The sequence below is a fragment of the Acidovorax sp. FG27 genome (assembly GCF_040365715.1).
Classification (GTDB): Bacteria; Pseudomonadota; Gammaproteobacteria; order Burkholderiales; family Burkholderiaceae_C; genus Paracidovorax.
The window spans coordinates 321,381-347,981 of record NZ_BAABVY010000008.1 but is presented as its reverse complement, the minus strand read 5'-3'; the positions used below and the strand labels follow the sequence as shown (position 1 = coordinate 347,981).

Annotated in this window: 23 protein-coding genes; 16 read left to right on the top strand and 7 right to left on the bottom strand. The window is 72.2% G+C overall.

Annotated features, from left to right (window positions below):
- Nucleotides 1–11 precede the first annotated feature (11 nt).
- The 3 genes from ABWV53_RS06695 to ABWV53_RS06685 are packed head-to-tail and all read left to right on the top strand — an operon-like array spanning nucleotide 12 to nucleotide 2,520.
- Nucleotides 12–308: a hypothetical protein gene (locus ABWV53_RS06695; protein WP_353364217.1), complete on the top strand. Its 297-nt coding sequence runs from the start codon at nucleotides 12–14 to the stop codon at nucleotides 306–308.
- Nucleotides 305–1,630, top strand: coding sequence for an SEL1-like repeat protein (locus tag ABWV53_RS06690; protein WP_353364215.1), 1,326 nt, complete (start codon nucleotides 305–307; stop codon nucleotides 1,628–1,630). Before ABWV53_RS06695 ends, ABWV53_RS06690 begins: the two co-directional genes overlap by 4 nt.
- A complete protein-coding gene (locus ABWV53_RS06685) occupies nucleotides 1,627–2,520 on the top strand; it encodes a hypothetical protein (RefSeq protein WP_353364213.1) in 894 nt (297 codons plus the stop codon). The genes ABWV53_RS06690 and ABWV53_RS06685 overlap by 4 nt, the downstream gene beginning before the upstream one ends.
- Nucleotides 2,521–2,577: 57 nt before the next feature.
- Here ABWV53_RS06685 and dprA read toward each other — a convergent pair whose 3' ends face one another.
- Nucleotides 2,578–3,801, bottom strand: a complete 1,224-nt coding sequence (gene dprA, locus ABWV53_RS06680; RefSeq protein WP_353364211.1) for a DNA-processing protein DprA — start codon at nucleotides 3,799–3,801, stop codon at nucleotides 2,578–2,580.
- 102 nt (nucleotides 3,802–3,903) lie between these two features.
- Nucleotides 3,904–5,118, bottom strand: coding sequence for a LysM peptidoglycan-binding domain-containing protein (locus tag ABWV53_RS06675; RefSeq protein WP_353364209.1), 1,215 nt, complete (start codon nucleotides 5,116–5,118; stop codon nucleotides 3,904–3,906).
- 209 nt (nucleotides 5,119–5,327) lie between these two features.
- Here ABWV53_RS06675 and def point away from each other — a divergent pair, with 209 nt between their 5' ends.
- The 6 genes from def (at nucleotide 5,328) to ABWV53_RS06645 (ending at nucleotide 9,933) form a co-directional block, all read left to right on the top strand.
- A complete protein-coding gene (gene def, locus ABWV53_RS06670; protein ID WP_353364207.1) occupies nucleotides 5,328–5,840 on the top strand; it encodes a peptide deformylase in 513 nt (170 codons plus the stop codon).
- Nucleotides 5,837–6,388, top strand: a complete 552-nt coding sequence (locus ABWV53_RS06665) for a hypothetical protein (protein ID WP_353364205.1) — start codon at nucleotides 5,837–5,839, stop codon at nucleotides 6,386–6,388. The genes def and ABWV53_RS06665 overlap by 4 nt, the downstream gene beginning before the upstream one ends.
- Before the next feature lie 82 nt (nucleotides 6,389–6,470).
- Complete coding sequence (fmt, locus tag ABWV53_RS06660; protein WP_353364203.1) at nucleotides 6,471–7,451, top strand: methionyl-tRNA formyltransferase; 981 nt, start codon at nucleotides 6,471–6,473, stop codon at nucleotides 7,449–7,451.
- On the top strand, nucleotides 7,448–8,281 hold the full coding sequence (locus ABWV53_RS06655; protein ID WP_353364201.1) for an AzlC family ABC transporter permease: 834 nt from the start codon (nucleotides 7,448–7,450) through the stop codon (nucleotides 8,279–8,281). The genes fmt and ABWV53_RS06655 overlap by 4 nt, the downstream gene beginning before the upstream one ends.
- The gene (locus tag ABWV53_RS06650) at nucleotides 8,278–8,625 is read left to right on the top strand and encodes an AzlD domain-containing protein (RefSeq protein ID WP_353364199.1); all 348 of its coding nucleotides are present in this window, start codon (nucleotides 8,278–8,280) and stop codon (nucleotides 8,623–8,625) included. The genes ABWV53_RS06655 and ABWV53_RS06650 overlap by 4 nt, the downstream gene beginning before the upstream one ends.
- Nucleotides 8,626–8,739: 114 nt before the next feature.
- On the top strand, nucleotides 8,740–9,933 hold the full coding sequence (locus tag ABWV53_RS06645; protein WP_353364197.1) for a phosphoglycerate kinase: 1,194 nt from the start codon (nucleotides 8,740–8,742) through the stop codon (nucleotides 9,931–9,933).
- A gap of 128 nt (nucleotides 9,934–10,061) precedes the next feature.
- On the opposite strand, the gene ABWV53_RS06640 is transcribed toward ABWV53_RS06645, so the two are convergent.
- A complete protein-coding gene (locus ABWV53_RS06640) occupies nucleotides 10,062–10,664 on the bottom strand; it encodes an exopolysaccharide biosynthesis protein (protein WP_353364195.1) in 603 nt (200 codons plus the stop codon).
- Between the two features lie 181 nt (nucleotides 10,665–10,845).
- Between ABWV53_RS06640 and pyrF the strand changes: the two genes are divergently transcribed.
- The 4 genes from pyrF to ABWV53_RS06620 all read left to right on the top strand — a co-directional run bounded on the left by pyrF (nucleotide 10,846) and on the right by ABWV53_RS06620 (nucleotide 14,911).
- A complete protein-coding gene (gene pyrF / locus ABWV53_RS06635; RefSeq protein ID WP_353364193.1) occupies nucleotides 10,846–11,670 on the top strand; it encodes an orotidine-5'-phosphate decarboxylase in 825 nt (274 codons plus the stop codon).
- 27 nt (nucleotides 11,671–11,697) lie between these two features.
- Nucleotides 11,698–12,612: a LysR family transcriptional regulator gene (locus ABWV53_RS06630; protein ID WP_353364191.1), complete on the top strand. Its 915-nt coding sequence runs from the start codon at nucleotides 11,698–11,700 to the stop codon at nucleotides 12,610–12,612.
- 230 nt (nucleotides 12,613–12,842) lie between these two features.
- Nucleotides 12,843–13,874 carry a Bug family tripartite tricarboxylate transporter substrate binding protein gene (locus ABWV53_RS06625; protein WP_353364189.1) on the top strand — a complete coding sequence of 344 codons (1,032 nt, stop codon included), beginning with the start codon at nucleotides 12,843–12,845 and terminating at the stop codon, nucleotides 13,872–13,874.
- A gap of 5 nt (nucleotides 13,875–13,879) precedes the next feature.
- Complete coding sequence (locus tag ABWV53_RS06620) at nucleotides 13,880–14,911, top strand: M14 family metallopeptidase (protein ID WP_353364187.1); 1,032 nt, start codon at nucleotides 13,880–13,882, stop codon at nucleotides 14,909–14,911.
- An 86-nt stretch (nucleotides 14,912–14,997) separates the two neighbouring features.
- On the opposite strand, the gene ABWV53_RS06615 is transcribed toward ABWV53_RS06620, so the two are convergent.
- Nucleotides 14,998–15,942 carry an EamA family transporter gene (locus tag ABWV53_RS06615; protein ID WP_353364185.1) on the bottom strand — a complete coding sequence of 315 codons (945 nt, stop codon included), beginning with the start codon at nucleotides 15,940–15,942 and terminating at the stop codon, nucleotides 14,998–15,000.
- 535 nt (nucleotides 15,943–16,477) lie between these two features.
- Between ABWV53_RS06615 and ABWV53_RS06610 the strand changes: the two genes are divergently transcribed.
- Nucleotides 16,478–18,499, top strand: coding sequence for a DUF1800 domain-containing protein (locus tag ABWV53_RS06610; protein WP_353364183.1), 2,022 nt, complete (start codon nucleotides 16,478–16,480; stop codon nucleotides 18,497–18,499).
- 22 nt (nucleotides 18,500–18,521) lie between these two features.
- Nucleotides 18,522–19,967: a DUF1501 domain-containing protein gene (locus ABWV53_RS06605; RefSeq protein ID WP_353364181.1), complete on the top strand. Its 1,446-nt coding sequence runs from the start codon at nucleotides 18,522–18,524 to the stop codon at nucleotides 19,965–19,967.
- On the opposite strand, the gene ABWV53_RS06600 is transcribed toward ABWV53_RS06605, so the two are convergent.
- The gene (locus ABWV53_RS06600; protein ID WP_353364179.1) at nucleotides 19,937–21,397 is read right to left on the bottom strand and encodes an ATP-binding protein; all 1,461 of its coding nucleotides are present in this window, start codon (nucleotides 21,395–21,397) and stop codon (nucleotides 19,937–19,939) included. The two genes, ABWV53_RS06605 and ABWV53_RS06600, sit on opposite strands and share 31 nt — an antisense overlap.
- Entirely contained in the window at nucleotides 21,394–22,164 is a 771-nt protein-coding gene (locus tag ABWV53_RS06595) for a response regulator (protein ID WP_353364177.1), read from the bottom strand. Before ABWV53_RS06595 ends, ABWV53_RS06600 begins: the two co-directional genes overlap by 4 nt.
- A gap of 154 nt (nucleotides 22,165–22,318) precedes the next feature.
- On the opposite strand from ABWV53_RS06595, the gene ABWV53_RS06590 reads away from it, so the two are divergent.
- On the top strand, nucleotides 22,319–23,299 hold the full coding sequence (locus tag ABWV53_RS06590; RefSeq protein WP_353364175.1) for an alpha/beta hydrolase: 981 nt from the start codon (nucleotides 22,319–22,321) through the stop codon (nucleotides 23,297–23,299).
- A gap of 31 nt (nucleotides 23,300–23,330) precedes the next feature.
- On the opposite strand, the gene ABWV53_RS06585 is transcribed toward ABWV53_RS06590, so the two are convergent.
- Entirely contained in the window at nucleotides 23,331–26,510 is a 3,180-nt protein-coding gene (locus ABWV53_RS06585) for an excinuclease ABC subunit UvrA (protein WP_502903844.1), read from the bottom strand.
- Nucleotides 26,511–26,601 lie beyond the last annotated feature (91 nt).

Here is a 26,601-nt window from a genome sequence, read left to right as displayed (position 1 = left end):
CACCACCGACCATGACACACCGCTGCCTTACCCACTTCGCCGCGCTCTGCGCCGGCACCCTGCTGCTCGCCGGTTGCGGCGGCGCGCCCGATGAAAGCCAGGTCAGGACGGCCATCGCGGCGCAGCTCGAGGCCTTCGCTGGCAAGGCGGGAGCGGCCTCCTTCAAGGACACGCTGCAGGAACTCAAGCTCATCGGCTGCAAGAGCTCGGAGCGCGGCGGCTACTTCTGCGATTGGACGTCGTCCATGGGCGCCGGCAGCGGCCGCTTTGTGAAGACGGACGGCGGCTGGACGATGGTGGCGCCATGACGAACGCACTCGAACAAGCCGGCCCCGGCGCCCAGGCGATCATCGAACAGCTGTCGTCGGAGATGCCGCAGCAGGCGGCGGCCGCCGAGGCCGCGCTGGTGCGGCTCGCAGACGCGGGCGACCTGGATGCCTGCGAGGCGCTGGCTTCGGCCTATTCCACAGGCCGGCCCGCACTGGCCCGAAACGCCATCAAGGAATACCGCTACACGGCGCGGGCGGCTGAGCTGGGTTCTTCCTTCCACCGCTACTGGCTTGCGCACCTGCAGTACCAGGCCAAGGATTACCCCAGCGCCTACGCTAACGCATCCCTGGCGCATCAAGAGAACATCGGGCCGGCCACCGACCTGCTGGCGCGCATGCTGCTGCAGGGCCAGGGGTGCCATGCGCAGCCGCTGGCGGCGCTGGACATGCTGACGCGCAGCGTCGAGTCTCACAGCAACACCGATGCCGCCCTCACGCTGGCCACGCTGTACCTGGGAGGCGAGCACGTCGGCACCCATCCGCAGGCCGCGTATGACACCCTGCACGGCCTGGCGTCCGACTTCGCGGTGATCGCCCACATCGACAAGCCGGCCTACGCCCGCTACTGCTACCTGAAGGCCTGGGCGCTGCGCGGGGGCGCCCAGGGCCAGGACGGCGAGACCTGGCTGCCGCTGTGCGAGAAGGCGGCGTCGCTGGGCCATGCCGATGCGAAGGCCAGCCTGTCGGCGCAGCACCGCCAGGACGCGGGCCGCCAGCGGGAAGCGCAGTGGGAGGGCCTGCAGCATTTCACCGCCTTCGGCGGCCGCTGGATGATGTTCTACCGTGTCGCCCGGCTGGCGGAGAAGCACGAGAAGTCCCACCAGCACGTGGGCAGCATCAACGGCAACGTCTACACCACCACCAGCCGCTGGAACGTGTTGGTGTTGGCCGAACGGGATGGTTCACGCTTCGAGGTCAAGGTGCCCCCGAAGGCCCGTGTGGTGCCGCAGCGCGACTATGCCGTGCTGTTCATCGGCCCGGCCACCGGGACCGTCGGCGTGCCCCGGCTGATTTACGACCTGGGCACGGGCGAATCGGTCGAGCCCACGGGCGATCTGGCATCGGGCTACAGCGACGAAAGCTCCAAGGCGCTCAAGGTGTTCTCGGTCCTGGCCTGGTTCGGCGTGGTGGCGGCCCTGGGCGTCAGCTTTGGCAAGTCCAGCGGCCTGGCGCTGCTGGCCGCCATCGGGCTGGGCGTGGCGGCGGTCAAGCTGCGCAGCGCCTATGGAGGGCAACACGACGAGGCGCTGGAGCGCGCCCGCGCCTTCTTCAAGGAACACGCCAAGGATCTGGCGCGATGACGCAAGGCACGGCGGGAGGCGGCCGGCCGCCGACCCAGGCGTACGTGGAAAAGGGCAAGTGGGTGACCGACCATCTGGCGCCCATCAATGCCACGCTGTTCATCGGCACCGGCGTGCTGCTGCCGGCGATGGACTTCCTGCGGCCTTACTTTCCGTACATCAGCCACGTCGCGGTGGTGCTGGTGCTGCTCTTTGTCTTGGTGCTGGCGCTGAAGCTGTCCGGGCGGCGCACCGGCCGCGAGATGCCCACGGGCTTCGTGGTCTGCGCGGGAGTGTGCGCCGCCGCCTTCGGCATCGGTGCGGTGGCCAGCGAACGGCATGCCGCGCAGGGCGGCGCCGTCGCGGCGGCCATGCCCTGGGTGGCGCAGCAGCAGCGCCTGCTGCTCGACATCCGGGACGGGCGCAGCGATGACCCGCGCGTGGAGCTCGACCGCATCGGCGTGCGGTGGGACCGGCAGCTGATGTTCGAGGCGGCACGCCAGGGCGACCTGCGCGTGCTGGAGTTGTTCCTGCGCGGCGGCATGCCGGTGGTGCTGGAAGCGGGCAGCCAGTCGCTGCCGCTGACGCTGGTGCAGACGAACTACCCGCGCCGGCGCGAGCAGTTGCAACTGCTGCAGCGTCACGGCGTGGACCTGCGCAGCAGCGATCTGCTGGAGCGCCGAGGCGGGGCCTCGCCCCCGACGCTCTATGCCCTGGCGGTGCGCGAAGACAATGCCGCCGGCGCGGCGCTGCTCGAATCCCTGGGTGCCGCGCACCCCGACGATCTGCGGTGGCTCAGGGAGCATCCCAAGCCGGCGCCGGTGGTCTTCCCTGGTCTGGTCGGCAACCACGGCGCCCAGGCGGCCGAAGCCATGGAGATGATCGACGCGCTTCGCGCTCGCGCGCGCTGAAGCGCGGGCAGGGATCGACCGGGCGACCCATGGACCGGCCTACGTGATCGGCCGCCCTCAGGCACTCCCGACCCGCTGGAACCACCCACCCGGCAGCCGCGCCACGCGGCCCTCCAGCTCCAGTTCCAGCAGCGCCACCTGCAGCCCGGCCGTGTCCCGGCCGGTGCGGGCCTGCAGTGTGTCCAAGCTGGCCGGGTCGAAGCCGAGCGCGGCCAGCAGGTCGGCATGGGGGCCGGCCCCGTCAGCGGCCGGGGGCTCGCCCACACCATCGCCATCGACCGTCGCCGTGCCCTCCGCCGGGTCGCGCGCCGATGGGCCCGGGCCGGCCGGCAGGCGCAGCTCTTCCAGCACGTCCTGCGCGCATTCGACCAGCTTGGCGCCCTGGCGGATCAGCGCGTGGCAGCCGCGGGACTGCGGGGCGTGGATGGAGCCGGGAATGGCGAACACCTCTCGGCCCTGTTCCGAGGCCATGCGGGCGGTGATGAGCGAGCCCGAGGCCAGCGCCGCCTCGACCACCAGCGTGCCTTGCGACAGGCCCGAAATGATGCGGTTGCGCTTGGGGAAGTTGGGGGGCAGCGGCGGCGTGCCCAGCGGGTATTCGCTGACCAGCAGCCCGTGCTGCGCGATGCGGCGGGCCAGGTCCAGGTTGCGGCGCGGATAGACGCGGTCCAGCCCGGTGCCGACGACGGCGATGGTGGCGGGCAGCGAGGGGTCGCCCGCATCCATCAGGGCGCCTTCGTGCGCGGCGGCATCCACGCCCAGCGCCAGGCCCGACACGATGCTGCAGCCGGCGGCGCGCAGTGCCCGGGCGAACTGGCGGGCGTTGTCGGCGCCCTGGGCCGTGGGGTTGCGGCTGCCGACGATGGCCAGGCAGCGCGTCGAGGGGAACGGGTCGCAGTCGCCCTGCACGAAGCGCGCCGCGCCGGTCACGTACAGCAGCAGGGGCGGGTCTTCGGTGGCCAGCAGGCTGCGTGGATAGGCGGCGTCGCCCAGCGTGAGCAGGCGGCGGGCCGGCGCGGGCTCCTGCGGCGGGGCGGTGCCGGCGGCTGCCGCGCCGTCCAGCCATTGGCGGGTGGCGCGCACCTGCGCCTCCAGCTCTTCGGGCACGCTGCACAGGGTGCGTGCCTGGGCGGGGGTGACGCAGGAGAGCAGGGCCTGCTCGGTCTGCTGGAAGATGGCCTGGGGCAGGCCGAAGGCGGCCAGCAGGCGCCGGGCGGCCGTGTTGCCCACGCCGGTGCTGAGCGTGAGCCGCAGCCAGGCGGTGAGTTCTTCGGTGTCCATGGCCTGCATTTCCCTCCCCGCATCCGGCAGCGTGGCCTGCCGCCGCTCTGGCCTGGTGCCTTGCACCGTGCCACCGTGGTGGCTCGGCGCTGCGCTCGATGACTACTGCGGGTTGACCAGCCGGTCGCCCACGCGCACGCCCTGCTCGACCTGCAGCAGCAGCACGTACGAGACGCGGTCGAAGGTGCGGAACACCATGGCCGTGCCGTTGGCTTCGCTGGGCAGGCGGATGGTGGGGCGCTGCTCGTCGGTCTTGTCCCGGATGCGCTGGCCCTGGGTGAGCACGGTCAGCACATGGCCGGCCTCGACCCCGTCGCGGGCGCCCTTGTTGATGGCGATGACCTGGTTCTGCGCGGCATAGGCCACCGCCGTGCTGCCGTAGAGCGAAACCACGCGCGCATCGACCGGCACCTGCGGCGCGCGGGGCGTATAGCTGGTGTAGCCGGGCGGCGGCACGGGCAGCAGGCGGTCGCCGGCGCGGATTTCTTCCTTGGCGGCGCGCAGGTCCACCGTGGCGGGGATGACGTCGAGCGTGGTGCCGCCCTTGCCGTCGGGCGTCGATTCGACCGCCTGGCCGCGCACCAGTTCGGCCCGGCCGACGTACTGCGCCTCGTAGCCCAGGATTTCGCCGCTCGCCGGATCCTTCATGGGCGTGGCGTTGCGGAACACGCGGTATTCACGCGGCACCTGCGGCGCCAGCACCAGGGGGTTGCCCTGCGGGCCCAGGGCATAGGCCCGGTCGCCGCTGGCCATCAGCACGCGCTCCTCGGTGGTGGCCACCAGGCGGGGCGCCTGCGACAGGGTGAGCTCGTCCACCACCAGCGGCTCGACCAGGAAGGGCTCGATCAGGTGCGGCTTGAGCGTGGGCAGCGCCGTGTTGGCCAGGCTGTCGTAGCGTGTGCGGGGCGACACGCGCACCGTCTCGCCCTCGCCGCTGCCGGCCCGGCTGGTGCGCAGGCGCGCGTAGCCGTCCACCTTTTCCAGGTAGAGCGTCTGGCCCGGGTAGATGAGGTGCGGGTTGGGGATGGCCTGCAGGTTCATGCCCCACAGCTCGGGCCAGCGCCAGGGCCGCTGCAGGTACATGCCCGAGATGCCCCAGAGCGTGTCGCCGCGCTGGACGACATAGGTGTCGGGCGCGCTGGGCGAGAGCTCGGCCAGCGGCACGCCGCGGGCGGCGACCTGCTGGGCCGTGGCGCGCTGCGCGCCGGTGACGGGGTACGAGGCAGTCTGTGCCCACGCGGGAAGGACGGACAGGCATCCGCTCAGGAAAGCCAGCGTGCCCAGCACGGTGCGGCGCGCGCGGAGGGATGCCCTCATGTTGTTCCTCTTGTGTTGCATTGGGATAGCCAGACCTCGTTCGGCGGGGCGGCTCGCGTGACGTTCCGTGACGCTTGCAACAGGCCCCGCGATATTCAAAACCGTTGGAGATTCTCTGCGCAAGCCCTTCATGGGGCAACGATTATTGGACCCGCGTCCCGCATGCCTGCCAGAAAGTGGCGAAAATAGCGACATATTTCCCTTGCGCCATGGCCATTCTTTCCATTCTCCGATACCCCGACCCCCGTCTGCACAAGGTGGCACAGCCCGTGCAGCAGGTGGATGACCGCGTGCGCGCCCTGCTGGACGACATGCTCGCCACCATGTACGACGCGCAGGGCATCGGGCTGGCGGCCACGCAGGTGGACGTGCACGAGCGCATCGTCGTCATCGACGTGTCCGAGAAGCACGACGAGCCCCTGGTGCTCATCAACCCAGAGATCGTCTGGTCCAGCCCCGAGCGGGTGACGGGCGACGAAGGCTGCCTGTCGGTGCCGGGCATCTACGACGGCGTGGAGCGCGCCGCCGCCGTGCACGTGCGGGCGCTGGACCGCGATGGCCAGGCGCGCGTGATCGAGGCCGACGGCCTGCTGGCCGTGTGCGTGCAGCACGAGATGGACCACCTGCTGGGCAAGGTCTTCGTCGAATATCTCTCGCCCTTGAAGCGCAACCGCATCAAGACCAAGCTGGTCAAGCAGCAGCGCGAGGAACAGCGCGCATGAGCACCGGCGCAGGCTGCCACCCACGGCCCGCGCCGATCACCGTGCGTGCGCCGCGGCCGCTGCTCGCGGCGCTGCTGGCAGTCGTGCTGCTCGCGATGCTGGCGGGCTGCGCCGCCGGCCCCTCGTCGCTCGCGGCCGGTACGCCCCGCGCGGCCGTGCTGGCCCAGCTGGGCAGCCCGTTCACCGCCACGGCGCTGCCGGGCGGCGGCGAGCGGCTGGTCTACAGCACCGGGCCCATGGGGTTCTATGTGTATCACGTCGATCTGGACGGAGCGGGCCGCGTGGCGCGCATCGAGCAGGTGATGACCTTCGAGCGCTTGGCCGGCATTCCGGTCGGCCAGTGGACCGCCGCCGACGTGCGCGCCAACTTCGGCCCGCCCATGACCATCGACCGGGTGCACAGCTTCGACGGCGACGTGTGGAACTACCGCTTCATCGCCGACATCAACCTGCGCCGCCTGGCGCACGTGCATATCGACCCCGCCGGCGTGGTGCGCCGCGTCATGTTCACTGACGAACCGTTGTCCGACGACGACCGTTCGTTCTGATTTTTTCCGCTCCCCGGCCGCTGCCGCCCCGACCGCCCAGGCGGTGCCGGGCGGCGCGTTCCGTTTCCGACCGACCCGTTCCATGAAGATCGTTTTCGCCGGTACGCCGGATTTCGCCCGTGTCGCCCTGCAACGGCTGCTGGATGCCGGCTTCACCGTGCCCCTGGTGCTGACCCAGCCTGACCGCCCCGCAGGCCGGGGCATGAAGCTGCAGGCCTCGCCCGTCAAGCAATGCGCGCTGGACCACGGCATCGCCGTCGCCCAGCCCCGCAGCCTGCGGCTGGACGGCAAGTTCCCCGAAGAAGCCGCCGCCGCCCGCGAGGCGCTGCACGCTGCCGGCGCGGACGTGATGGTGGTGGCCGCCTACGGCCTCATCCTGCCGCAGTGGGTGCTGGACCTGCCGCCCAAGGGATGCCTGAACATCCACGCCAGCCTGCTGCCGCGCTGGCGGGGCGCCGCGCCCATCCACCGCGCCATCGAGGCGGGCGATGCCGAGACCGGCGTGACCATCATGCAGATGGACGCCGGCCTGGACACCGGCGACATGCTGCTGATGGAGCGCATCCCCATCGCCCCGGCGGACACCACCGTCACGCTGCACGACCGCCTGGCCGACCTGGGCGGCCGCATGATCGTGGAGGCGCTGGAGCTGGCCGCCTGCGGGGGGCTGCGCCCGGAGCCCCAGCCGGCCGAGGGCGTGACCTACGCACACAAGATCGACAAGGCCGAGAGCGCCATCGACTGGACGCAGCCGGCCGAGGTGATCGGCCGGCGCATCCGCGCGTTCGACCCGTTCCCGGGCGCCAGCACCCTCGCGGGCGGCGAAGCCATCAAACTGTGGAGCTATGAAATCGATAGCATCCTGCGCTGCAGCGGCGGGCGCTGCGGTCAGATTCTGGCCGTGGATTCCTCGGGCATCGCCGTGGCCACGGGCGATGGCGTGCTGCGCCTGACCGTGCTGCAGCGCGCGGGTGGCAAGCGGCTGCCGGCGGCGGACTTCCTGCGCGGCTTCGCGCTCGCGCCCGGCCAGGTGCTGGGCGACCCGCAGGGCGCCGCCGCATGAGCGCCGCCGCCGCTGCCGCCGCCATGCGCACCACCGTGCGCGACCCGGCCTTCCGCCTGGGTGTGACGGACATGCTGGCCACCTCCCTGGGCATCGGCGCCTGGGGGCTGGTCACCGGCGTGGCCATGGTCAAGACGGGGCTGTCGGCGCCCATGGCGATCTTCATGTCCCTGGTCGTCTATGCCGGCAGCGCCCAGCTGGCCGTACTGCCGCTGATGGCGGTGGGCGCGCCGCTCTGGGTGGTGTGGCTCACGGCGTCGTGCGTGAACCTGCGCTTCATCATCTTCAGCAGCTTGTGGCGCAACTACTTCCACCGGCTGCCGCGCCGCCAGCGGCTGGCGGTGGGGTACTTCAGCGGCGACGTGATCTTCGTCGCGTTCATGAAACGCTTTCCCCAGCAGGAGCCCCGGCCCGAACAGGTGCCCTACTTCTGGGGCGCGGCCTCGCTCAACTGGCTGTGCTGGCAGGTGCCCACCATCACCGGCATCCTGCTGGCCAACACGGTGCCGCTCTCCTGGGGCCTGGGTTTCGCGGGCGTGCTGGCGCTGCTGGGCGTGCTGCTCTCGATGCTGTTCGACCGGGCCAGCTGGATCGCCGCGGCGGTGGCGGCCACGGCGGCCATCGCCGCCTTCGCGCTGCCGCTCAAGCTCAACATCCTGGTGGCCATCGCGGCGGCAGTGACGGCGGGCCTGCTGATCGAGGCGGCCGACAAGCACCTGCGCCGCAAGCCCCAGGTGCTGCTGGTGCCGGCGGACGGCGCCCTGCCGCCCGCCGAACGCGAGCGCGTCGAGCAGGGCGACGTGCCGCTGCGCGAGGAGCGCCACCCATGAGCTGGAGCTTCGACTGGTCGTGGGTGGAGCCCACCGTCGCCTTCCTGGGCCTGGGCGTCATCACGCTCATCTCGCGCTCGTTCTTCATGATTCCGGAGCGCGAACTGTCCATGCCCGACTGGCTCAAGCGCGGGCTCAAATACGCCCCGCTGGCCGCACTCACGGCCGTGATCGCGCCCGAGCTGTTCATGACCCAGGGCGAATTCATCCACACCCTGCGCGACGCCCGCCTGCCGGGCGCGCTCTGCGCCGCAGCCTATTACTTCTGGCGGCGCGACATCCTGGGCACGATCGTGATCGGCATGGCGGTGTATTTGCCGCTGCACATCGGCTGGGGCTGGTAGACCCGGGGGACAGCGCGGGCGACGGGGCGGTTACCAAGCGGTTACACGGCCCATCCGCCTCCGGGCGCACCGCCTAGAATGCGGCGCTTCCGCTTCCCCCAACCAGCCGACTCCATGCACATCCTTCGCTTTTCCGATCTCTGCGCCCAGGGCCAGGCCCGTGGCCAACGCGTGTTCATCCGCGCCGACCTGAACGTGCCGCAAGGCGATGACGGCCGCATCACCGAAGACACGCGCATCCGCGCATCGGTGCCCTGCATCCAGATGGCGCTGGAGGCCGGCGCCGCCGTGATGGTCACCAGCCACCTGGGCCGCCCGACCGAAGGCACTCTGACGCCGGCCGATTCGCTGGCGCCCGTGGCGGCCCGTCTGGCTGAGCTGCTGGGCCGCGAGGTGCCGCTGGTCGCCGACTGGGTGGACGGCGTGCAGGTGCAGCCCGGCCAGGTCGTGATGCTGGAGAACTGCCGCGTGAACCCCGGCGAGAAGAAGAACAAGCCTGAATTGGCGCAGAAGCTGGCGCAGCTCTGCGACATCTACGTGAACGACGCCTTCGGCACCGCACACCGCGCCGAGGGCACGACCTACGGCATCGCCGAATACGCGAAGGTGGCCTGCGCCGGCCCGCTGCTGTCGGCCGAGATCGACGCCATCACCCAGGCGCTGGCCGCGCCGAAGCGTCCGCTGGTCGCCATCGTGGCGGGCAGCAAGGTGAGCACCAAGCTGACCATCCTGCAGAGCCTGGCCAGGAACGTGGACGGCCTGATCGTGGGCGGCGGCATCGCCAACACCTTCATGCTGGCCGCGGGGTTGAAGATCGGCAAGAGCCTGGCCGAGCCCGACCTGGTGGGCGAGGCCACCGCCGTGATCGAGGCCATGAAGGCGCGCGGCGCCGAGGTGCCGATCCCCACCGACGTGGTGGTCGCCAAGACCTTCGCCGCCGACGCGCCCGCCACCGTCAAGGCCGCCACCGACGTGGCCGACGACGACCTGATCCTGGACATCGGCCCCGAGACCGCGAAGAAGCTGGCCGCCCAGCTCAAGGCCGCCGGCACCATCGTCTGGAACGGGCCGGTGGGCGTGTTCGAATTCGCCGCCTTCGAGAATGGCACCAAGGCCATCGCCCAGGCGATCGCCGAGTCGCCGGCCTTCAGCATCGCGGGCGGCGGCGACACGCTGGCCGCCATCGCCAAGTACGGCATCGAGAAGGACGTGGGCTACATCTCCACGGGCGGCGGCGCCTTCCTGGAAGTGCTGGAGGGCAAAACGCTGCCGGCCTTCGAGATCCTGCAAAAGCGCGCCAACGGCTGAGCCTGAAAATTCCAGCCAAATCGGCCTGCAGCGCTTGATAAATAAGCGCAGGCTGCTATCAAAAAAGAAGAAGCCCGCATGGCCTGCGCCTGCGGGCTTCCTGCATGGGGGGCTGCGAGAAGGCGCCTTCAGCCGAAGAGGTAGGTGCCGCCCGTCCAGGCCAGATAGCCCAGCACGCCAAAATACGCCACGCTCAAGACCAGGCCCAGGTAGCCCAGCAGCACGAACAGGCCGTCGCGCTGCAGCAGCCCCACGGCCAGCAGCAGGATGCCCACGGCCGGCGCGGTGTTGGAAAACGGAATGGGCCCGAGCGGCGCCATCAGCAGCAGGCCGCCGAACACGATGGCCGCGCAGTTCAGGCGGCGCAGCGCGCCGGCCGTCATGGCCGGCCAGCGGGGCCGCACCCAGTGGTCGATGCGGCCCACCAGCCGCGCGCCCTTGCGCAGCACCGGCACCAGCCGGGCCGTGTCGAGCGGGCGGTCGAGCACGCGGCGCGGCAGCCAGGGCAGGCGGTTCATGAACAGGGCGCCGGCCAGCAGCACGATGGCCGCGCCGAACACGGTGGACACGCCCGGGATCGACACCGGAATGAGGAACGGCAGCGTGGCCAGCGCGCAGACCAGCAGCATGCCCTCGCGCCCGCTGCGCTCGATCATCGTGCGCAGCGTGACGCTGTCGCCCGGCGTGCGCTCGATCTCGTCGATGAGCGAGGCCAGCAGCGCGCTCAGCATGGCGAAGGCCCGCCGTGCGGCCTGTGCGATGGGGGCGGAAAGTGGTGCGGGGCGAGGCAGGACATGGCGGCCATTCTGCCGACGCCCCGCGCCCCGGCCCGCCGCAAACCCCCGCATGCCGCAAGCCCACCGCCGGCCGGGCGCGGCGGGTGCCACGGCGGGCGGCCCCTACAATTTGCGCATGACCTTCACCGACAAGCTGCGCGCCGCGACCGCGCAGAACGACTCCCTGCTGTGCGTGGGGCTGGACCCGGAACCGCAGCGCTTTCCCGACCACCTGCGGGGCGACCCGAGCAAGATCTACGACTTCTGCGCCGCCATCGTCGATGCCACGGCGCACCTGGTCAACGCCTTCAAGCCGCAGATCGCGTACTTCGCCGCGCACGGCGCCGAAGACCAGCTCGAGCGGCTGATGCGCCACATCCGCGCCACGGCGCCCCAGGTGCCGGTGATCCTCGACGCCAAGCGCGGCGACATCGGCTCCACCGCCGAGCAGTACGCCCGCGAGGCCTTCGAGCGCTACGGCGCCGACGCGGTGACGCTCTCGCCCTTCATGGGCTTCGACTCCATCGCGCCCTATCTGGCCTACCACGGCAAGGGCGCCATCCTGCTGTGCCGCACCTCCAACCCCGGCGGCGACGACCTGCAGGCGCAGCGCCTGGCCAGCGTGGACGGCCAGCCGCTGCTGTACGAACACATCGCCCGCCTGGCGCAGGGCCCCTGGAACACCAATGGCCAGCTCGGCCTGGTGGTGGGCGCCACCTACCCGGCCGAGATCGAACGCGTGCGCGCCCTGGCGCCCACCCTGCCGCTGCTGATCCCGGGCGTTGGCGCCCAGGGCGGCGACGCGGCGGCCACCGTGCGCGCCGGGCTGCGCAGCGACGGGCCGATCATCGTCAGCTCGTCGCGCGCGGTGCTGTATGCCTCGGCGGGCGCCGACTTCGCCGCCGCCGCCCGTGCTGCGGCCGAAGCCACGCGCGACGCGCTCAACGCCGCCAGGCGCTGAGCCGCGCTGCCGGCCCGCCCGCCCGCCATGCAGCTGAAGTGGCTAGACGACTTCCTGGTGCTGGCGGCCGAGCGCAGCTTCACCCGCGCGGCCGAGCTGCGCCATGTCACCCACCCCGCCTTCGGCCGCCGCATCCGCGCGCTGGAAGCCTGGGCCGGCACGCCGCTGGTCGAGCGCGAGGGCGGCGGGCCGGTGCGGCTCACGCCCGCCGGCCAGGCCTTCGTCGAGACGGCCGGGCAGATGGCACGCAACCTCGCGCAGTCGCACGGCGAGCTGCAGGCCATTGCCGGACGCCAGGCCCGCACCGTCACGCTGGCCACGGGCCGCACGCTGTCGCGCACCGTGGTGGCCGACCTGCTGGTGCGCCTGCGCCCGCAGCTGGGCGACGGCGAGCTGCGCATCATCACGCGCTCGCTGGCGGCGGCCGTCGATGAGCTGCAGCGCGGCGAGGCCGACTTCTCGCTCATCTACCACCACCCCACGCTGGTGGTGCCGCTGGACGCGCGCCAGTTCGCGCACCTGACCGTGGCGACCGACCGGCTGGTGCCGCTGGCCCGCGCCGACGCCTCGGGCGCGCCGGTGTTCCGCTTCGGCGCGGCCGGCAGCGACGCAGCCGCCGCCGCCGTGCCCTACATCGCCTACAGCCGCAGCCTGGCACTGGGCCGGCTGGTGGAAGACCACCTGGCCAACCACCGGGCCGCCCCGCGCCTGAAGCAGCTGGTGGAATGCGATTCGCCCGACGCGCACCTGGAATATGCGCTGCGCGGGCTGGGCGTGACGTGGCTGCCGTGGTCCATGGCGCATGCCGAAACGCAGGCGGGCCGGCTGGCCCTGGCGGGTGACAAGCGCATGGAAATCCGCTTCGACGTGCGCATGTACCGCCCCAAGCGCCGGCTGGGGCCGCTGGCCGAGGCGCTCTGGACGCAGATGGCGCGGCGCTGAAGCGGCCGCTGCGCCACGCCACCCTGCTCGCCCCGGGCCGCCCGCTGGCCCGGCTAAGACGAACCCCGCCCGAACCGTGGGTGTCGCACTGCCCGGCGGGGGCCATGCCTGCCCGCAGCGTGCGCCACCACCCAACGCAATCCGCACCACTCGGTGCCGTTTCGGCACCATGTTGCAGCGCACGGCTTCGCACAATCGGCCGCATCGCCTTCCCCTCATCGGAGACACCCATGCGCCCCACCCTCGCCCCCTCTTCCCCGTCCCGCGTGGCCTTCGCCGCGCGCCGCCACGCGCTGGTCGCGGGTGCCGCCGCAGCGCTGCTGGCCGCCGCCGCGCCGGCCGCGCTGGCCCAGCAGCCGGCCGCGGGCGCCTATCCGGTCAAGCCGATCACCATCGTGGTGGGCTACCCGGCGGGCGGCAGCACCGACCTGATGGGCCGGCTGGTGGGCACCGAGCTTGCCAACCGCCTGGGCCAGCCGGTGGTGATCGAGAACCTGGGCGGCGCGGGCGGCGCCATCGGCGCGCAGAAGGTGGCCAGCGCCCCGGCCGACGGCTACACGCTGCTGGTCGGCGCCAGCAACGAGATCGCCATCAACAAGCTGGTGACCAAGAAGGTCAAGTACGACGTCAAGGACTTCACCGCCATCGGGCTGGTGGGCACGCAGCCGATGGTGCTGGTGGCCTCGCCCGGCGCCGGCGTGAAGAACGCGGCCGAGTTCGTGCAGAAGGTGTCGGCCAACCCGGGCAAGTTCAGCTACGGCAGCTCGGGCGTGGGCACGGCGCTGCACCTGACCGGCGAGATGGTCAAGGAACAGGGCAAGCTGTTCATGACGCACATCCCCTACCGCGGCGTGGCGCCGCTCACCAACGACCTGCTGGGCAACAACCTGGAGTTCGGCGTGTTCGTGCTCTCCAGCGGCCTGCCGCACATCAGGAGCGGCAAGGTGGTGGCCCTCGGCACGACCGAGGCCAAGCGCTCGGCCATCACGCCCGACATCCCGGCGCTGGCCGAGTCGCCCCAGTTCAAGAACGTGGACATCAACATCTGGTTCGCGCTGATGGCCCCGGCCAAGCTGCCCGCGCCGGTGTACGACAAGCTGAAGAAGGCGCTGAACGAGACGCTGCAGTCGCCCGAATTCCGCAAGAAGATGGAAGCCGCCGGCTCGGTGGTGTCGTCGCCCACGGTGGATGCCGACAAGTACATCGCCGCCGAGGTGGCCAAGTACCAGAAGATCGTGCAGTTCGCGAAGATCGAGGAGTAAGCCGCATGACCGCCGCAGCCGCTGCACCCACCCCGCTCCACTTCGCCCTGCCCGCGCCCGACATCGCCGCCTGGCGCGCCGGCAACACAGGCACCGAAGGCGTCTGGCAGTTCGAGAGCGGCCGGCCCGGCCGCCACGTGATGATCAGCGCCCTGGTGCACGGCAACGAGCTGTGCGGCGCCTGGGCGCTCAAGGGCCTGCTGGAATCCGGCGTGCGCCCGCAGGCCGGCACGCTGACGCTGGCGTTCTGCAACCTGGCCGCGTTCGACCGCTTCGATGCGGCGAACCACGACGCCTCGCGCTTCGTCGACCAGGACATGAACCGCCAGTGGAGCGACGACCGCATCGACGCGGGCGACACGCAGGAACGCCGCCGCGCCGCCGCGCTGCGCCCCTTCGTGCAGCAGGCCGACTGGCTGCTGGACCTGCATTCCATGCACGAGCCCTGCGCGCCGCTGTCGCTCACCGGCATGCCGCCGCGCAACCGGGCGCTGGCCCGCACCCTGGGCGCTCCGGCGCATGTGGTGATCGACGCCGGCCACAAGGACGGCACCCGCATGCGCGACTACGGCCGCTTCGGCCTGCCGGATGGTGCGGCGGGTGGCGAAGCCGGTGACGCCTGCTCGCTGCTGATCGAATGCGGCTTCCACGGCGACCCGGCCAGCCGCGGCGTGGCGCAGGACCAGTGCGCGCGCTTCCTGGTCGCGGCCGGAACGCTGGATGCCGCCGAGGCCGAGCGCCTGCTGCCCGGCTGGCGCCTGCCCGACGCGCCCGAGCAATGGGCGCTGGAAGTCACCGGCCCGGTGGTCGCGCAAAGCGAGCACTTCCGCTTCACCGAGCCCTTCACCGGGCTGGAGGTGATCGCCCGCGCCGGCACGGCGATCGGCTGGAACGCCGCCAGCGCCGCCGAGGCGCAGAGCGGCGGCGGCGAGCCGGTGACCACGCCGTACGACGACTGCGTGCTGGTCATGCCCTCCACCCGTCAGGCGCGTGCGGGCGTGACGGTGGTACGCTTCGCCCGGCGCTCGCCGCTCTGACCGCTGGTGCTGGGCGTTTTGCTATTTTTTTTAATAGCTGGCGGCGCTTGATCCATCGGCGCCAGCGGCCGAAAACACCTCGACAATCAGCCACGGCGCCCCCGCGCCGCCACCCAGCGCGGCCCCAGCACCACGCAGGCCAGCGCCAGCACCACGCAGGCCACGCCGGCCCATTGCCAGGGCGAGATCACCTCGCCCAGCACCAGGGTGCCGGCCGCCAGGCCCACCACCGGCACACCCAGGCTGAACGGGGCCACGCGGTTGGCGGGGTGGCGCGTCAGCAGCAGGGTCCACAGCCCGTAGCCGCCGATGGTGGCCACCCAGCCCAGGAACAGCGCCGCGCCCCAGCCCGCCAGGGGCAGCGCGGCCCAGGTGGCCGGCTGCAGCCAGCGGGCGGCGTCGGCATCGGCCCATGCCGACAGCGCGACGAACGGCAGGATGGGCACCAGGCAACTCCAGCCGACGAAGGCCAGCGGGTCGTAGCCCGGCGATTGCTGCTGCGCGCGCCGCACCACGATGTTGGACGCCGCCCACGACGACGCCCCGCACAGCGCCAGCCCCACGCCCAGCGCCGTCACGCCGCCCGCGCTGGCGCCCGGCGTGGTGAAGTGCAGCCCGAAGCACGCGAGCCCGATGGCCGCTAGCCCCATGCCGATCACCAGGGGCCGGCCGGGCCGCTCGTGCAGCAGCAGGTAAGCCCAGAGCGCGGTGAAGAACACCTGCGTCTGCACCAGCACGCTGGCCAGCGCGGCCGTCAGGCCCACGTGCAGGGCGAGGAACACCATGCCGAACTGCCCCACGCCCTGGAACAGGCCATAGAGCAGCACCCAGCGCCAGTGCACCGCCGGCGGCCGCACGAAGAACACCAGCGGCAGCGCAGCGCACAGGTAGCGCGCAGCGCCCAGCTGGAACGGCGTGAAATGGCGCAGCCCCCACTTCATCACCACGAAGTTGACGCCCCAGATGGCGACCACCGCCAGCGCGGCCACCAGGTCGCGCGTGGGCAGCGGCGCGGGCGCGGCGCGGTTCATCGCCGGCTCCGGCAGGCGGGTGCGGAGCGGGGCAGGAGGTGCGAAGAGAAGGCAGGCAGGCTGGGCATTGGGGGGCGGCACGGCGACGCGGGGCGCGGCGGCGTGAAGGAAGGAAGAAGAAGGAAGGAGGGAGGGACCCGGAGAAGGCGGTGGGCCGGCGGGGCGCGGCCGGCAGAGCTGGAATTATTCCGCAGAGCGCGCCTGGACGCGCAGCCCCTGCGTGCTTGACATGCCGGGCTGCCACAGGACAAGGCAGAAGCCTGCGGGGCACCCGGCCTGTCGTCACCGGAGAAGCCCGCCCCATTCATTCGAGCCGTTGATACTATTATTTCAATAGCACCGACCCCTTACCGGACGGGCGCTGGTGGCCAATATGCCGCCCACAACCGGTACTCGGCACCGCTGCGGGGTAACGTCTTGACACGCATTGGGGCTACAACCCGGGCACGCTCGTCCGAAAACCCGGCAGCGCCTTTGCCGGGCGCCGTGGGGCCGCGCCACTGCCGCGCCCCGGTTTCCTGCCCGAAAGCCCGCCATGCACTCCACCCCTCCGGCTGACGCCTCGACCGCGCAGCTGCCTCGCCGCGCCCCTGCGGATACCTCCGCGACCGGCGCGCAGCCGGCCTGCCACGCCGCCGACCACCGCGACGGCGCGCCCGTGGCGCCGGCCCTGGCCGCCGCGCTGGCCGCCGCCTTGCTGGTGGCCTGCGGCGGCGGGGGTGGCGGCGACACGGAGCCGGGTCCGGCTACCGGCGCGGGTGCCGGTACCGGGGGCGGTGGGGATACGGGTTCCGGCTCCGGCTCCGGCTCCGGCTCCGGCTCCGGCACTGGCACTGGCACTGGCACTGGCACTGGCACTGGCACTGGCACTGGCACTGGTTCGGGTTCGGGTTCAGGATCGGGATCGGGTCCCGCCACACCCACCGCCACGCCCGCCAGCGACGAGGAAGCCGTCCGCTTCCTGCTGCAGGCGCAGTTCTCCGCCACCGACGACGACATCGCCGCGCTGCGGGCCAAGGGCTACGGCCGGTGGCTGGCCGAGCAGTTCGACCAGCCCGTGGGCACCACCGGCACGGCCTGGCTGATGCAGCGCGGCTACGGCGTGGCGGCGGCCGACACGCGCTACGACAACGTCTCCTATCCCAGCGACTTCATGCTGTGGAACCAGCTCTTCACCGAGCGCGACGCGGTGCGCAAGCGCGTGGCGCTGGCGCTCTCGGAGATCATGGTCGTCTCCACCAGCGGGCTGGAGCAGCCCTGGCGCATCTTCCTCGCCTCGGGCTACTGGGATGTGCTCAACCAGCATGCCTTCGGCAACTTCCGCGCGCTGCTGGAGGCCGTCACGCTGAGCCCGGCCATGGGCGTCTACCTCAGCACGCGGGGCAACCAGAAGGAAGACGCCCGCACCGGCCGCCAGCCCGACGAGAACTATGCCCGCGAGGTGATGCAGCTCTTCACCCTGGGCCTCTATCGCCTGAACCCCGACGGCACCGAGCAGCGCGACGCGAGCGGCAACCGCATCGACACCTATTCCGCCGCCGACGTGAGCAACCTGGCCCGCGTCTTCACCGGCTACGACTACGACACGCGCCAGAACCAGCCCACCACCATCGGCGGCAGCACGGTGACGGGGCTGCAGCAGGCGCTGCTGCCCATGGCGTTCAACGCCGCCCGGCATTCCACGCTGGCCGCCAGCTTCCTGGGCACCACCGTGGGCGCGGGCACGGCGGGCGACGCGGCGCTGAAAGCGGCGCTGGACACCCTCTTCAACCACCCCAACGTGGGCCCGTTCATCGGCCGGCAGCTGATCCAGCGGCTGGTGACCAGCAACCCCAGCCCGGCGTATGTGGGCCGCGTGGCCGCCACTTTCGCCGACAACGGCGGCGGCACCCGGGGCGATTTGCGCGCCGTGGTCGCCGCCGTGCTGCTGGACCCGGAGGCGCGCGGCGCCGCGGGCCTGGCCAGCCCGCAGTTCGGCCGCCTGCGCGAGCCCATGGTGCGCTTCGTGCAGTGGGGCCGTACCTTCGGGCTGCAGTCCGCGCGCGGCAGCTGGAAGATCGGCGACCTGAGCGACCCGGCCGCGCGCCTGGGCCAGAGCCCGCTGCGCGCCGGCTCGGTGTTCAACTTCTTCCGGCCGGGCTACGTGCCGCCCTCCACCGCCCTGGCCACGGCGGGCCAGGTGGCGCCGGAATTCCAGATCGTTACCGAGACCAGCGTCAGCGGCTACCTGAACTTCATGCAGAACGCCATCCGCTCGGGCTACTACGTCAACGCGCCCGACCTGCCGCAAAGCGCCAGCAACGCGGCCAACGGCTTCGACATCACCTGCAGCTACGCCAACCTGCTGCCGCTGGTGGCCGACGCCGCCGCGCTGGTGCGCAAGGCGGCGCTGCTGCTGTCGGCAGGACAGGTCTCCGCCGCCACGCAGGCGCGCATGGTGGCCGCGCTCAACGCCACGCCGGTCACGGCCACCAGCACGGCCGCCGCGCAGCTCAACCGCGTGGCCGCCGCCGTGCTGCTGGTGATGGCCAGCCCCGAATACCTGGTGCAGAAGTGACCGCCCCGCGAAAGAGCCCGCCATGAACTTCATCGACCCCGCCTGCCACACGCGCCGCGCCTTCCTGCGCCGCAGCGCCCAGCTGGCCGCCACCGGCACCGCCCTGCCCTTCGCCCTCAACCTGGCCGCGCTGGGCGAGGCCGCCGCCTTCGAGGCCAGCGACTACAAGGCGCTGGTCTGCGTTTTTCTCTACGGCGGCTGCGACTATGCCAACACCGTGGTGCCCTACGACGGCGCCCGCTACGCGCAGTATTCGGCCATTCGCGGCGGCAACGGCGACGGCACGGCCGGCGGCATCGCCCTGGCGCGCGCCGCGCTGGGCGGCACGGTGCTGCAGCCGGCCACGGCCCTGGCGGGCGGCCTGCAGTACGCGCTGCACCCGGCCATGACCGGCATGGCCGGCCTCTTCAACGCCGGCCGGGCGGCGGTGCAGCTGAACGTGGGTCCGCTGGTGGCGCCGATCACACGGGCGCAGTACGCCAGCGGCGACCGGCGCAACTACCCCGCTCCGCCGAAGCTCTTCTCGCACAACGACCAGCAGTCGGTCTGGCAGTCCCAGGGGGCCGAGGGCTCGTCGGTGGGCTGGGGCGGCAACCTGGGCGACCTGGCGCTGTCTTCCAACGCGAATTCGCTCTTCACCTGTATTTCGGCCACCGGCAACACCGTGTTCCTGGCGGGCGACCAGGCGCTGCAGTACCAGATCAGCCCCGGCGGCGCGGTGCCCATCAACGCCGTGAAGGGCAACGTCTACGGCTCGACCGCCGTGCGCGGCCTGCTCGGCGAGCTGGTGCAGTCGGCCGGCACCCACGCGATGGAGGCGGAATACGCCCGCGTCACGCAGCGCTCCATCGGCTCGGAAGGGCAGATCACCGCCGCGCTGGCCGGCGCGCAGCTGTCCACGGCTTTTCCCGCCAACAATTCGCTGGCCGACCAGCTCAAGGTGGTGGCGCGGCTGATCGCATCGCGCGGCGCCTTGGGCACGCGGCGCCAGGTGTTCTTCGTCTCGCTGGGTGGGTTCGACCTGCACGACAACCTGATCGCCAACCAGCCGGTGCTGCTGGACCGGGTGAGCAGCGCGATGACGGCCTTCTACAACGCCACCGCCGAGCTGGGCGTGGCCGACAAGGTGACGGCCTTCACCGCGTCGGACTTCGGCCGCACGCTGACGTCCAACGGCGACGGCTCCGACCACGGCTGGGGCAACCACCACTTCGTCGTGGGCGGCGCGGTGCGCGGCGCGGCCTTCTACGGCACGCCGCCGCCCGTCAGTGTGGGCAACGGCAGCGGCAGCGAAGACCAGTGGCACGTGGGCCAGGGCCGCCTCTTGCCCAGCACCGCCGTGGACCAGTACGCCGCCACGCTGGCGCGCTGGTTCGGCGTGGCGAACGGCGAGCTGGCGGGCGTGCTGCCGCACATCGGCAACTTCGGGGGTTCGGGCTATCCGGTGGATCTGGGGTTCATGGGCTGACGTCGCCCGGCCGGGGCGGGGCACTCCATCGGCAACTCGATGCGCGCCCGCAGCCCCTGCCCCGGGGCGGCATGCAATTCCAGCCGCCCGCCATGCAGCCGGGCCACGCGGTCGGCGATGGCCAGGCCCAGGCCGGCGCCCGGGGGGCCGGCGCGGGAGGCGCCGCTGCCGCGCGCGAACGGGCGGCAGAGGCGCTCCCGGTCGGCGGGGTCGATGCCGGGGCCGCTGTCGGCCACTTCGATCCAGGCGCGGTGGCCGCCCGCGTCCTCGCCCGTGCGCAGCACCACCGGCGGCAGGCCGTGGCGCCAGGCGTTCTCGACGAGGTTCTCGACCGCACGGCGCAGGGCCTGGGGCCGCACGGCGACGGGCGTGGGCGCTTGGCATTGCAGCACCAGCGTGCGGCCGTGGTCGGCCTGTGCCTGCGCCAGGGCCTCGGCCAGCACGTCCAGGGGGGCGGCGTGCACGGCCTCGTGTCCGCCCGGGCCCGCGTCCAGCCGGGCGAAGTCCATGAACTGCACGACCACGGCGTCCATCTCGTCCACGCTGCGCGCCATGCTGGCGGCCAGGGCCGGCTCCATGTGCGGGCCGGCGATCTCCGCCGCCAGGCGCAGCTTGGTGAGCGGCGTGCGCAGGTCGTGCGAGATGCCGGCGAGCATCAGCGCGCGCTCGCGGTCGGCCGCCTGCAGCGCCTCGGCCATGTGGTTGATGCTGCGCGCCAGGGCGGCGATCTCGTGCGGGCCGTGCTCGGGCAGGGGCTGGTGGGGCTGCCCGCGCGCGATCGCCTGCGCCGCCGCCACCACGCGCCGCAGCGGCCGGTGCAGCTGCCGCTGCAGCCATGCGGCGCCGGCCAGCGCCAGCAGCCCGCCGGCCAGTGTGGCCGCGAGCCAGCCGCCCGTGAACGCGCGGCCCGTGCCGGCGACCGGCAGCGCGATCCAGCCCAGGGGTGGATCGGCGCCCTCCCGCGGCATGGGCGGCAGGCGCAGCCAGAGCACGCCCGGCCCCTGGCGGGACCAGGCGGGCGCGGTGCCGGCCGCCAGCCACCCGGTCGCGGCCAGCCGGTCCGACAGCGCGAGCCGAAAGCGCTGCTCCAGCGGCGACGCCGCGGCGGCGCCGCCCGGCGTGGCGGGCGCGCCCACCCCCTGCTCCTGCGCCGGAGCCGACGCGCCGGCGATCTGGCGGTTGAACGCCTCCACGAAAGCCTGCCGCTGCGGGGTCGGCAGGGCCTGCAGGCCGGCGCGCAGCGCGGCGAGCTGGCGCGCTGCGCCTTCAGCCGCCGTGGCGATGCGCGGCTCCACGATCAGCCGGCGTGCGAGCCAGGCCGCGCACAGCTGCCCCGCCACGACCAGGGCCACGATCAGCAGCAGATGGCGGCCGAACAGGCTGCGCGGCCAGCTCGGTCCGGCCGGCGCGCCGGGCGCCGCATCGCTCACGGCGGCGCCCCCGCCATGCCGGCGGCCTGTGGCGCGGTCGCCGGCCCGTCGGGCAGGAAGACATAGCCCACGCCCCACACGGTGCGCAGGTGGCGCGGGCGGGCGGGGTCGGGCTCGATGAGCTTGCGCAGGCGCATGACCTGCACATCGACGCTGCGGTCGGTGGCCACGTGGCCGGGCCCGTGGGCCAGGGCGATGAGCCGGTCGCGCCCCAGCGGCCGGCGCGGCTGGCGCGCAAAGGCCAGCAGCAGGGCGAATTCGGTGCTGGAGATGTCCACCTCCCGCCCCGCCCGCAGCAGGCGGCGCGCGCCGGGCCAGAGAGTGCAGTCGCCGAAATCGATGCGCTCGGGCGCGCCGGCAGCGGCCACGGGCCCGTGGTGCGCCCCCAGCAGGCGCTGGCGCCGCACCAGCGCCTGGATGCGGGCGAGCAGCTCGCGTGGCTGGAACGGCTTGGGCAGGTAGTCGTCGGCCCCCATCTCCAGGCCCACCACGCGGTCCACCGAGTCGCCGCGGGCGGTCAGCATGAGGATGGGAATGGTCTCGCCCTGCGCGCGCAGGCGCCGGCACAGCGCAAGGCCGTCTTCGCCGGGCATCATCACGTCCAGCACCAGCACGTCGAAGCGCTCGCGAGCGAGCAGCCGCTCCAGGGGCGCCGCGCCATCGACGGCGCGCACGGCGTAGCCCTGGTCGCCCAGGTAGCGCTGCAGCAGGGCGCGCAGATCGGGCTCGTCGTCGGCCACAAGGAGCTTGGCGAGCGGTTCGGTCATGGCGTGATGATGACAGGCGGTGACGGCTCCCGGACGGCCTGTCATGCCTTGTCATGAATGGCTGCACGCGCTTCATGGCGCGGGCCGGCGCAAGGGGCACGATCGGGCCATCCACAAGGCGCTGTCAGCGCCGCACGCCCCAGGAGCCTCCGCCATGATCCGCCCCAGCCGCTGTTCCCTGTCGTTCCGCGCCATGTTGCTGTGCGCCGCCGTGCTGTGCGCCGCCCGGGCCGCGCCAGCCGCCGCCGAGGGCAGCGGCGGCGGACCCCTGCGCGCCCGCTGGGCCGAGGGCATGCAGGCGGGCGTTGCCACCCCCTCGACGGCCCTGCCTGCCGGCGTGCGCCGGATCGCCGACCTGCCCTACGGCGCCGATCCGCGCCAGCGCATGGACGTCTACCTGCCGCCGGCCGGCGCGCGGCTGGCGGGCCAGCGCGCCCCGGTGATCTTCATGGTGCACGGCGGCGCCTGGCGCACCGGCGACAAGGCCATGCCCAAGGTGGTGGAGAACAAGGTCGCCCGCTGGGTGCCGCAGGGCTTCGTGCTGGTGTCGGTCAACTACCGCATGCTGCCCGACACGCCCGTGGCGCAGCAGGCGCAGGACGTGGCCCTGGCGCTGGCCACCGCCCAGCAGCGGGCGGGCGAATGGGGTGCGGACGCGGAGCGGTTCATCCTCATGGGGCATTCGGCCGGGGCGCACCTGGTGGCCCTGCTCAACGCCCGGCCGGCCGCCGCGCTGGGCTGGGGCGGTTGGCCCTGGCTCGGCACGGTGGTGCTCGACAGCGCGGTGCTGGACGTGCCGCGGTTCATGTCGGCGCCGCACCTGCCGCTCTACGACGCGGCCTTCGGCACCGACCCGGCCCTGTGGGCGCAGCTGTCGCCCTACGACCAGCTGGCGGCCGGCACGCCGCCCTGGCTACTCGTCTGCTCCACCGAGCGGCCCGACCAGCCCTGCCTGCAGGCCGAGGCCATGGCCCGCAAGGTGCAGGCCCGGGGCAGCCGCGCCGCGGTGCTGCCGCAGCCCCTGGGCCATGGGGAGATCAATGGCGAGCTGGGGCTGGACGGCGACTACACCGGGGCGGTGGAGGACTTCATGGCGTCATTGCACCCGCTGGTGGCGCGGCTGCTGCGGCGGTAGCCGCGTGCGCCTGCCCGCCCGCCGGGGCGCTTCATGCCAGATACCGCTGCAGATAGCGCCCGGTGTGGCTCGCGGGGTTCGCCGCCACCTCGTCGGGCGTGCCCTCGGCCACCACGGTGCCGCCGCCCGCGCCGCCTTCGGGCCCCATGTCGATGATCCAGTCGGCGGTCTTGATGACGTCCAGGTTGTGCTCGATCACGACGATGGTGTTGCCCGCGTCGCGCAGCTGGTGCAGCACTTTGAGCAGCAGGTCGATGTCGGCGAAGTGCAGGCCGGTGGTGGGCTCGTCCAGGATGTAGAGCGTGCGCCCGGTGTCGCGCTTCGATAGCTCCTGCGCCAGCTTCACGCGCTGGGCCTCGCCGCCCGACAGCGTGGTGGCGGCCTGGCCCAGCCGGATGTACGACAGGCCCACGTCGAGCAGCGTCTGCAGCTTGCGGGCGATCGTGGGCACGTCCTGGAAGAAGGCGTGGGCGTCTTCCACCGTCAGGTCCAGGATCTGGGCGATGTTCCGGCCCCTCCACAACACTTCCAGCGTCTCGCGGTTGTAGCGCTGGCCGTGGCAGACGTCGCAGGGCACGTAGACGTCGGGCAGAAAGTGCATCTCCACCTTGACCACGCCGTCGCCCTGGCAGGCCTCGCAGCGGCCGCCGGCCACGTTGAAGCTGAACCGGCCCGGGCCATAGCCGCGTTCGCGGGCGGTGTTCGTCTCCGCCATCAGTTCGCGGATGGGCGTGAACAGGCCCGTGTAGGTGGCCGGGTTGCTGCGCGGCGTGCGGCCGATGGGCGACTGGTCGACGTTGATGACCTTGTCGAAGTACTCGATGCCCTCGATGGCTTCGTGCGGCGCGGGCTCGTCGTGCGCGCGGTAGAGCTGCCGCGCCACGGCGGCATAGAGCGTGTCGTTGACCAGCGTGCTCTTGCCCGAGCCGGAGACGCCGGTCACGCAGGTGAAGAGGCCCACGGGGAATTCGACGCTCACGTTCTTCAGGCTGTGGCCGGTGGCGCCCACCACGCGCAGGGCCTGCAGCCGGCCCTGGGTGGCGCGGTGCTCGGCCAGCCGCTCGGCGCGGCGGCGGCTGGCGTCGGTTTCGGGAAAGCGCGGCTTGCCGGAAGGCTTCTTCGCCTCGGGCGCGGCGGCGGGTTGCTCCAGCACCGGCAGCCAGGGCGTGCGGCGCCTCGGCACGGGAATGGAGCGGGTGCCCGACAGGTACTGGCCGGTCAGCGATTCGGGATGGGCGCGCACCTCGTCGTAGGTGCCCTGCGCCATCACGCGGCCGCCGTGCACGCCGGCGCCCGGGCCCATGTCCACCACGTGGTCGGCGGCGCGCATCATGTCTTCGTCGTGCTCGACCACGATCACGCTGTTGCCGATGTCGCGCAGGTGCTGCAGGGTGGCGATGAGCCGGTCGTTGTCGCGCTGGTGCAGGCCGATGCTGGGCTCGTCGAGCACGTACATGACGCCCGTCAGGCCCGAGCCGATCTGGCTGGCCAGGCGGATGCGCTGGGCCTCGCCGCCGGAGAGCGTCTCGGCGCTGCGGTCCAGGCTCAGGTAGTTCAGGCCCACGTCGTTCAGGAAGGTCAGGCGCGTGGCGATCTCGCGCACCACCTTGCCGGCGATCTCGGCCTTGGCGCCGGAAAGGGTGAGCGCATGGAACCAGGCCAGCGCCTCGGACAGCGTGGCGCGGCTCACTTCATAGATGGCGCGGGACTGCTCGCCCTCGCCCACCCGCACGTGGCGCGCCTCGAGCCGCAGCCGCGTGCCGTGGCAGTCGGGGCAGGGCTGGGTGCTGCGCAGGCGCGCCAGGTCGTCGCGCACCACGACCGAGTCGGTCTCGCGGTAGCGGCGCGCCATGTTCGGCAGGATGCCCTCGAACGGGTGCTTCTTGATGACGGCCTTGCCCTTGTTGGCGCCGCTGTCCAGGATGTAGCTGAAGGCGATGTCTTCGTCGCCGGAGCCGTGCAGCACGGCGTGCCGCACCCGCTCGGGCAGCGATTCGAAGGGCGCCTCCACGTCGAAGCCGTAGTGCCGGGCCAGGCTCTCCAGCATGGCGAAGTAGTAGCCGTTGCGCCGGTCCCAGCCCTTGATGGCGCCGCTGGCGAGGCTCAATGAAGGGAAGGCCACCACCCGCGCCGGATCGAACACCTCCTGCTGGCCCAGGCCGTCGCAGGTGGGGCAGGCGCCCATGGGCGCGTTGAACGAAAAGAGGCGCGGCTCCAGCTCGGGCAGCGAAAAGCCGCAGACCGGGCAGGCGAATTTGCTGGAAAACAGATGTTCGGCGCCTGAATCCATCTCCAGCGCCAGCACGCGGCCGTTGCCGTCGGCGCCGCTGGCGCCGTGGCCCACGCGCAGCGCGGCCTCGAAGCTCTCGGCCAGGCGCTGTCTCAAGCCAGCCGCCGGGCCGCTCCCAAGGCTGGCTTGCGCCCCCTCGGGGGGCCGGGGCGAAGCACCTTGGGGGCTCTTTGCATCGGGGCGCACCTTGAGGCGGTCGATCACCACGTCGATGTCGTGCTTCTCGGTTTTCTTGAGCGGCGGCAGGTTCTCCACCTCGTGGATCTGGCCGTCCACCCGGAAGCGCACGTAGCCCAGCGCCTGCATCTGCGTGAAGAGGTCGGTGAACTCACCCTTCTTGCCGCGCGCCACCGGCGCCAGCACCATCAGCCGCGTGTCCTCGGGTAGCGCCAGCACGCTGTCCACCATCTGGCTCACGGTCTGGGCCGACAGCGGCAGGCCGTGCTCGGGGCAGTACGGGGTGCCGGCGCGGGCGTAGAGCAGGCGCAGGTAGTCGTGGATCTCGGTCACCGTGCCCACGGTGGAGCGTGGGTTGTGGCTGGTAGCCTTCTGCTCGATGGAGATGGCGGGCGAAAGGCCCTCGATCAGGTCGACGTCGGGCTTGTCGAGCCGGCCCAGGAACTGCCGCGCATAGGCCGACAGGCTCTCGACGTAGCGGCGCTGGCCTTCGGCATAGAGCGTGTCGAACGCCAGGCTGGACTTGCCCGAGCCCGACAGCCCGGTGATCACCACCAGCTGGTTGCGCGGCAGGTCCAGGTCGATGTTCTTCAGGTTGTGCGTGCGCGCGCCGCGGATGCTGATGCGCTGCTCGCGCAGGGCGCGGGCCAGGTAGGTGCCGCTCTCGGGCTGGGCCGAAGGGGCGGCGTCATCGTGGGCAGGAAAAGTCACGGCAGCAGGCGTCTCAAAAGGGCAACCGGCCATCATAGGGGAGCGCCCCGGCGCGTGCTGGCCGTGGCCATCGGCCCGGCGGCCACGCCTGCCGCATCACTATCAAAAACATAGCTACATGCGC

What these genes read in the sequence shown, in the direction of transcription:
- ABWV53_RS06625 (WP_353364189.1), top strand. Translation starts at nt 12,843, where the DNA reads ATGCGCCCCACCCTCGCCCCCTCTTCCCCGTCCCGCGTGGCCTTCGCC.
- ABWV53_RS06590 (WP_353364175.1), top strand. Translation starts at nt 22,319, where the DNA reads ATGATCCGCCCCAGCCGCTGTTCCCTGTCGTTCCGCGCCATGTTGCTG.
- ABWV53_RS06675 (WP_353364209.1), bottom strand. Translation starts at nt 5,118, where the DNA reads ATGAGGGCATCCCTCCGCGCGCGCCGCACCGTGCTGGGCACGCTGGCT.
- ABWV53_RS06665 (WP_353364205.1), top strand. Translation starts at nt 5,837, where the DNA reads ATGAGCACCGGCGCAGGCTGCCACCCACGGCCCGCGCCGATCACCGTG.
- ABWV53_RS06650 (WP_353364199.1), top strand. Translation starts at nt 8,278, where the DNA reads ATGAGCTGGAGCTTCGACTGGTCGTGGGTGGAGCCCACCGTCGCCTTC.
- ABWV53_RS06630 (WP_353364191.1), top strand. Translation starts at nt 11,698, where the DNA reads ATGCAGCTGAAGTGGCTAGACGACTTCCTGGTGCTGGCGGCCGAGCGC.
- ABWV53_RS06620 (WP_353364187.1), top strand. Translation starts at nt 13,880, where the DNA reads ATGACCGCCGCAGCCGCTGCACCCACCCCGCTCCACTTCGCCCTGCCC.
- ABWV53_RS06690 (WP_353364215.1), top strand. Translation starts at nt 305, where the DNA reads ATGACGAACGCACTCGAACAAGCCGGCCCCGGCGCCCAGGCGATCATC.
- def (WP_353364207.1), top strand. Translation starts at nt 5,328, where the DNA reads ATGGCCATTCTTTCCATTCTCCGATACCCCGACCCCCGTCTGCACAAG.
- ABWV53_RS06685 (WP_353364213.1), top strand. Translation starts at nt 1,627, where the DNA reads ATGACGCAAGGCACGGCGGGAGGCGGCCGGCCGCCGACCCAGGCGTAC.
- pyrF (WP_353364193.1), top strand. Translation starts at nt 10,846, where the DNA reads ATGACCTTCACCGACAAGCTGCGCGCCGCGACCGCGCAGAACGACTCC.
- ABWV53_RS06640 (WP_353364195.1), bottom strand. Translation starts at nt 10,664, where the DNA reads ATGCTGAGCGCGCTGCTGGCCTCGCTCATCGACGAGATCGAGCGCACG.
- fmt (WP_353364203.1), top strand. Translation starts at nt 6,471, where the DNA reads ATGAAGATCGTTTTCGCCGGTACGCCGGATTTCGCCCGTGTCGCCCTG.
- ABWV53_RS06695 (WP_353364217.1), top strand. Translation starts at nt 12, where the DNA reads ATGACACACCGCTGCCTTACCCACTTCGCCGCGCTCTGCGCCGGCACC.
- ABWV53_RS06595 (WP_353364177.1), bottom strand. Translation starts at nt 22,164, where the DNA reads ATGACCGAACCGCTCGCCAAGCTCCTTGTGGCCGACGACGAGCCCGAT.
- ABWV53_RS06615 (WP_353364185.1), bottom strand. Translation starts at nt 15,942, where the DNA reads ATGAACCGCGCCGCGCCCGCGCCGCTGCCCACGCGCGACCTGGTGGCC.
- ABWV53_RS06610 (WP_353364183.1), top strand. Translation starts at nt 16,478, where the DNA reads ATGCACTCCACCCCTCCGGCTGACGCCTCGACCGCGCAGCTGCCTCGC.
- dprA (WP_353364211.1), bottom strand. Translation starts at nt 3,801, where the DNA reads ATGGACACCGAAGAACTCACCGCCTGGCTGCGGCTCACGCTCAGCACC.
- ABWV53_RS06585 (WP_502903844.1), bottom strand. Translation starts at nt 26,510, where the DNA reads ATGGCCGGTTGCCCTTTTGAGACGCCTGCTGCCGTGACTTTTCCTGCC.
- ABWV53_RS06645 (WP_353364197.1), top strand. Translation starts at nt 8,740, where the DNA reads ATGCACATCCTTCGCTTTTCCGATCTCTGCGCCCAGGGCCAGGCCCGT.
- ABWV53_RS06605 (WP_353364181.1), top strand. Translation starts at nt 18,522, where the DNA reads ATGAACTTCATCGACCCCGCCTGCCACACGCGCCGCGCCTTCCTGCGC.
- ABWV53_RS06655 (WP_353364201.1), top strand. Translation starts at nt 7,448, where the DNA reads ATGAGCGCCGCCGCCGCTGCCGCCGCCATGCGCACCACCGTGCGCGAC.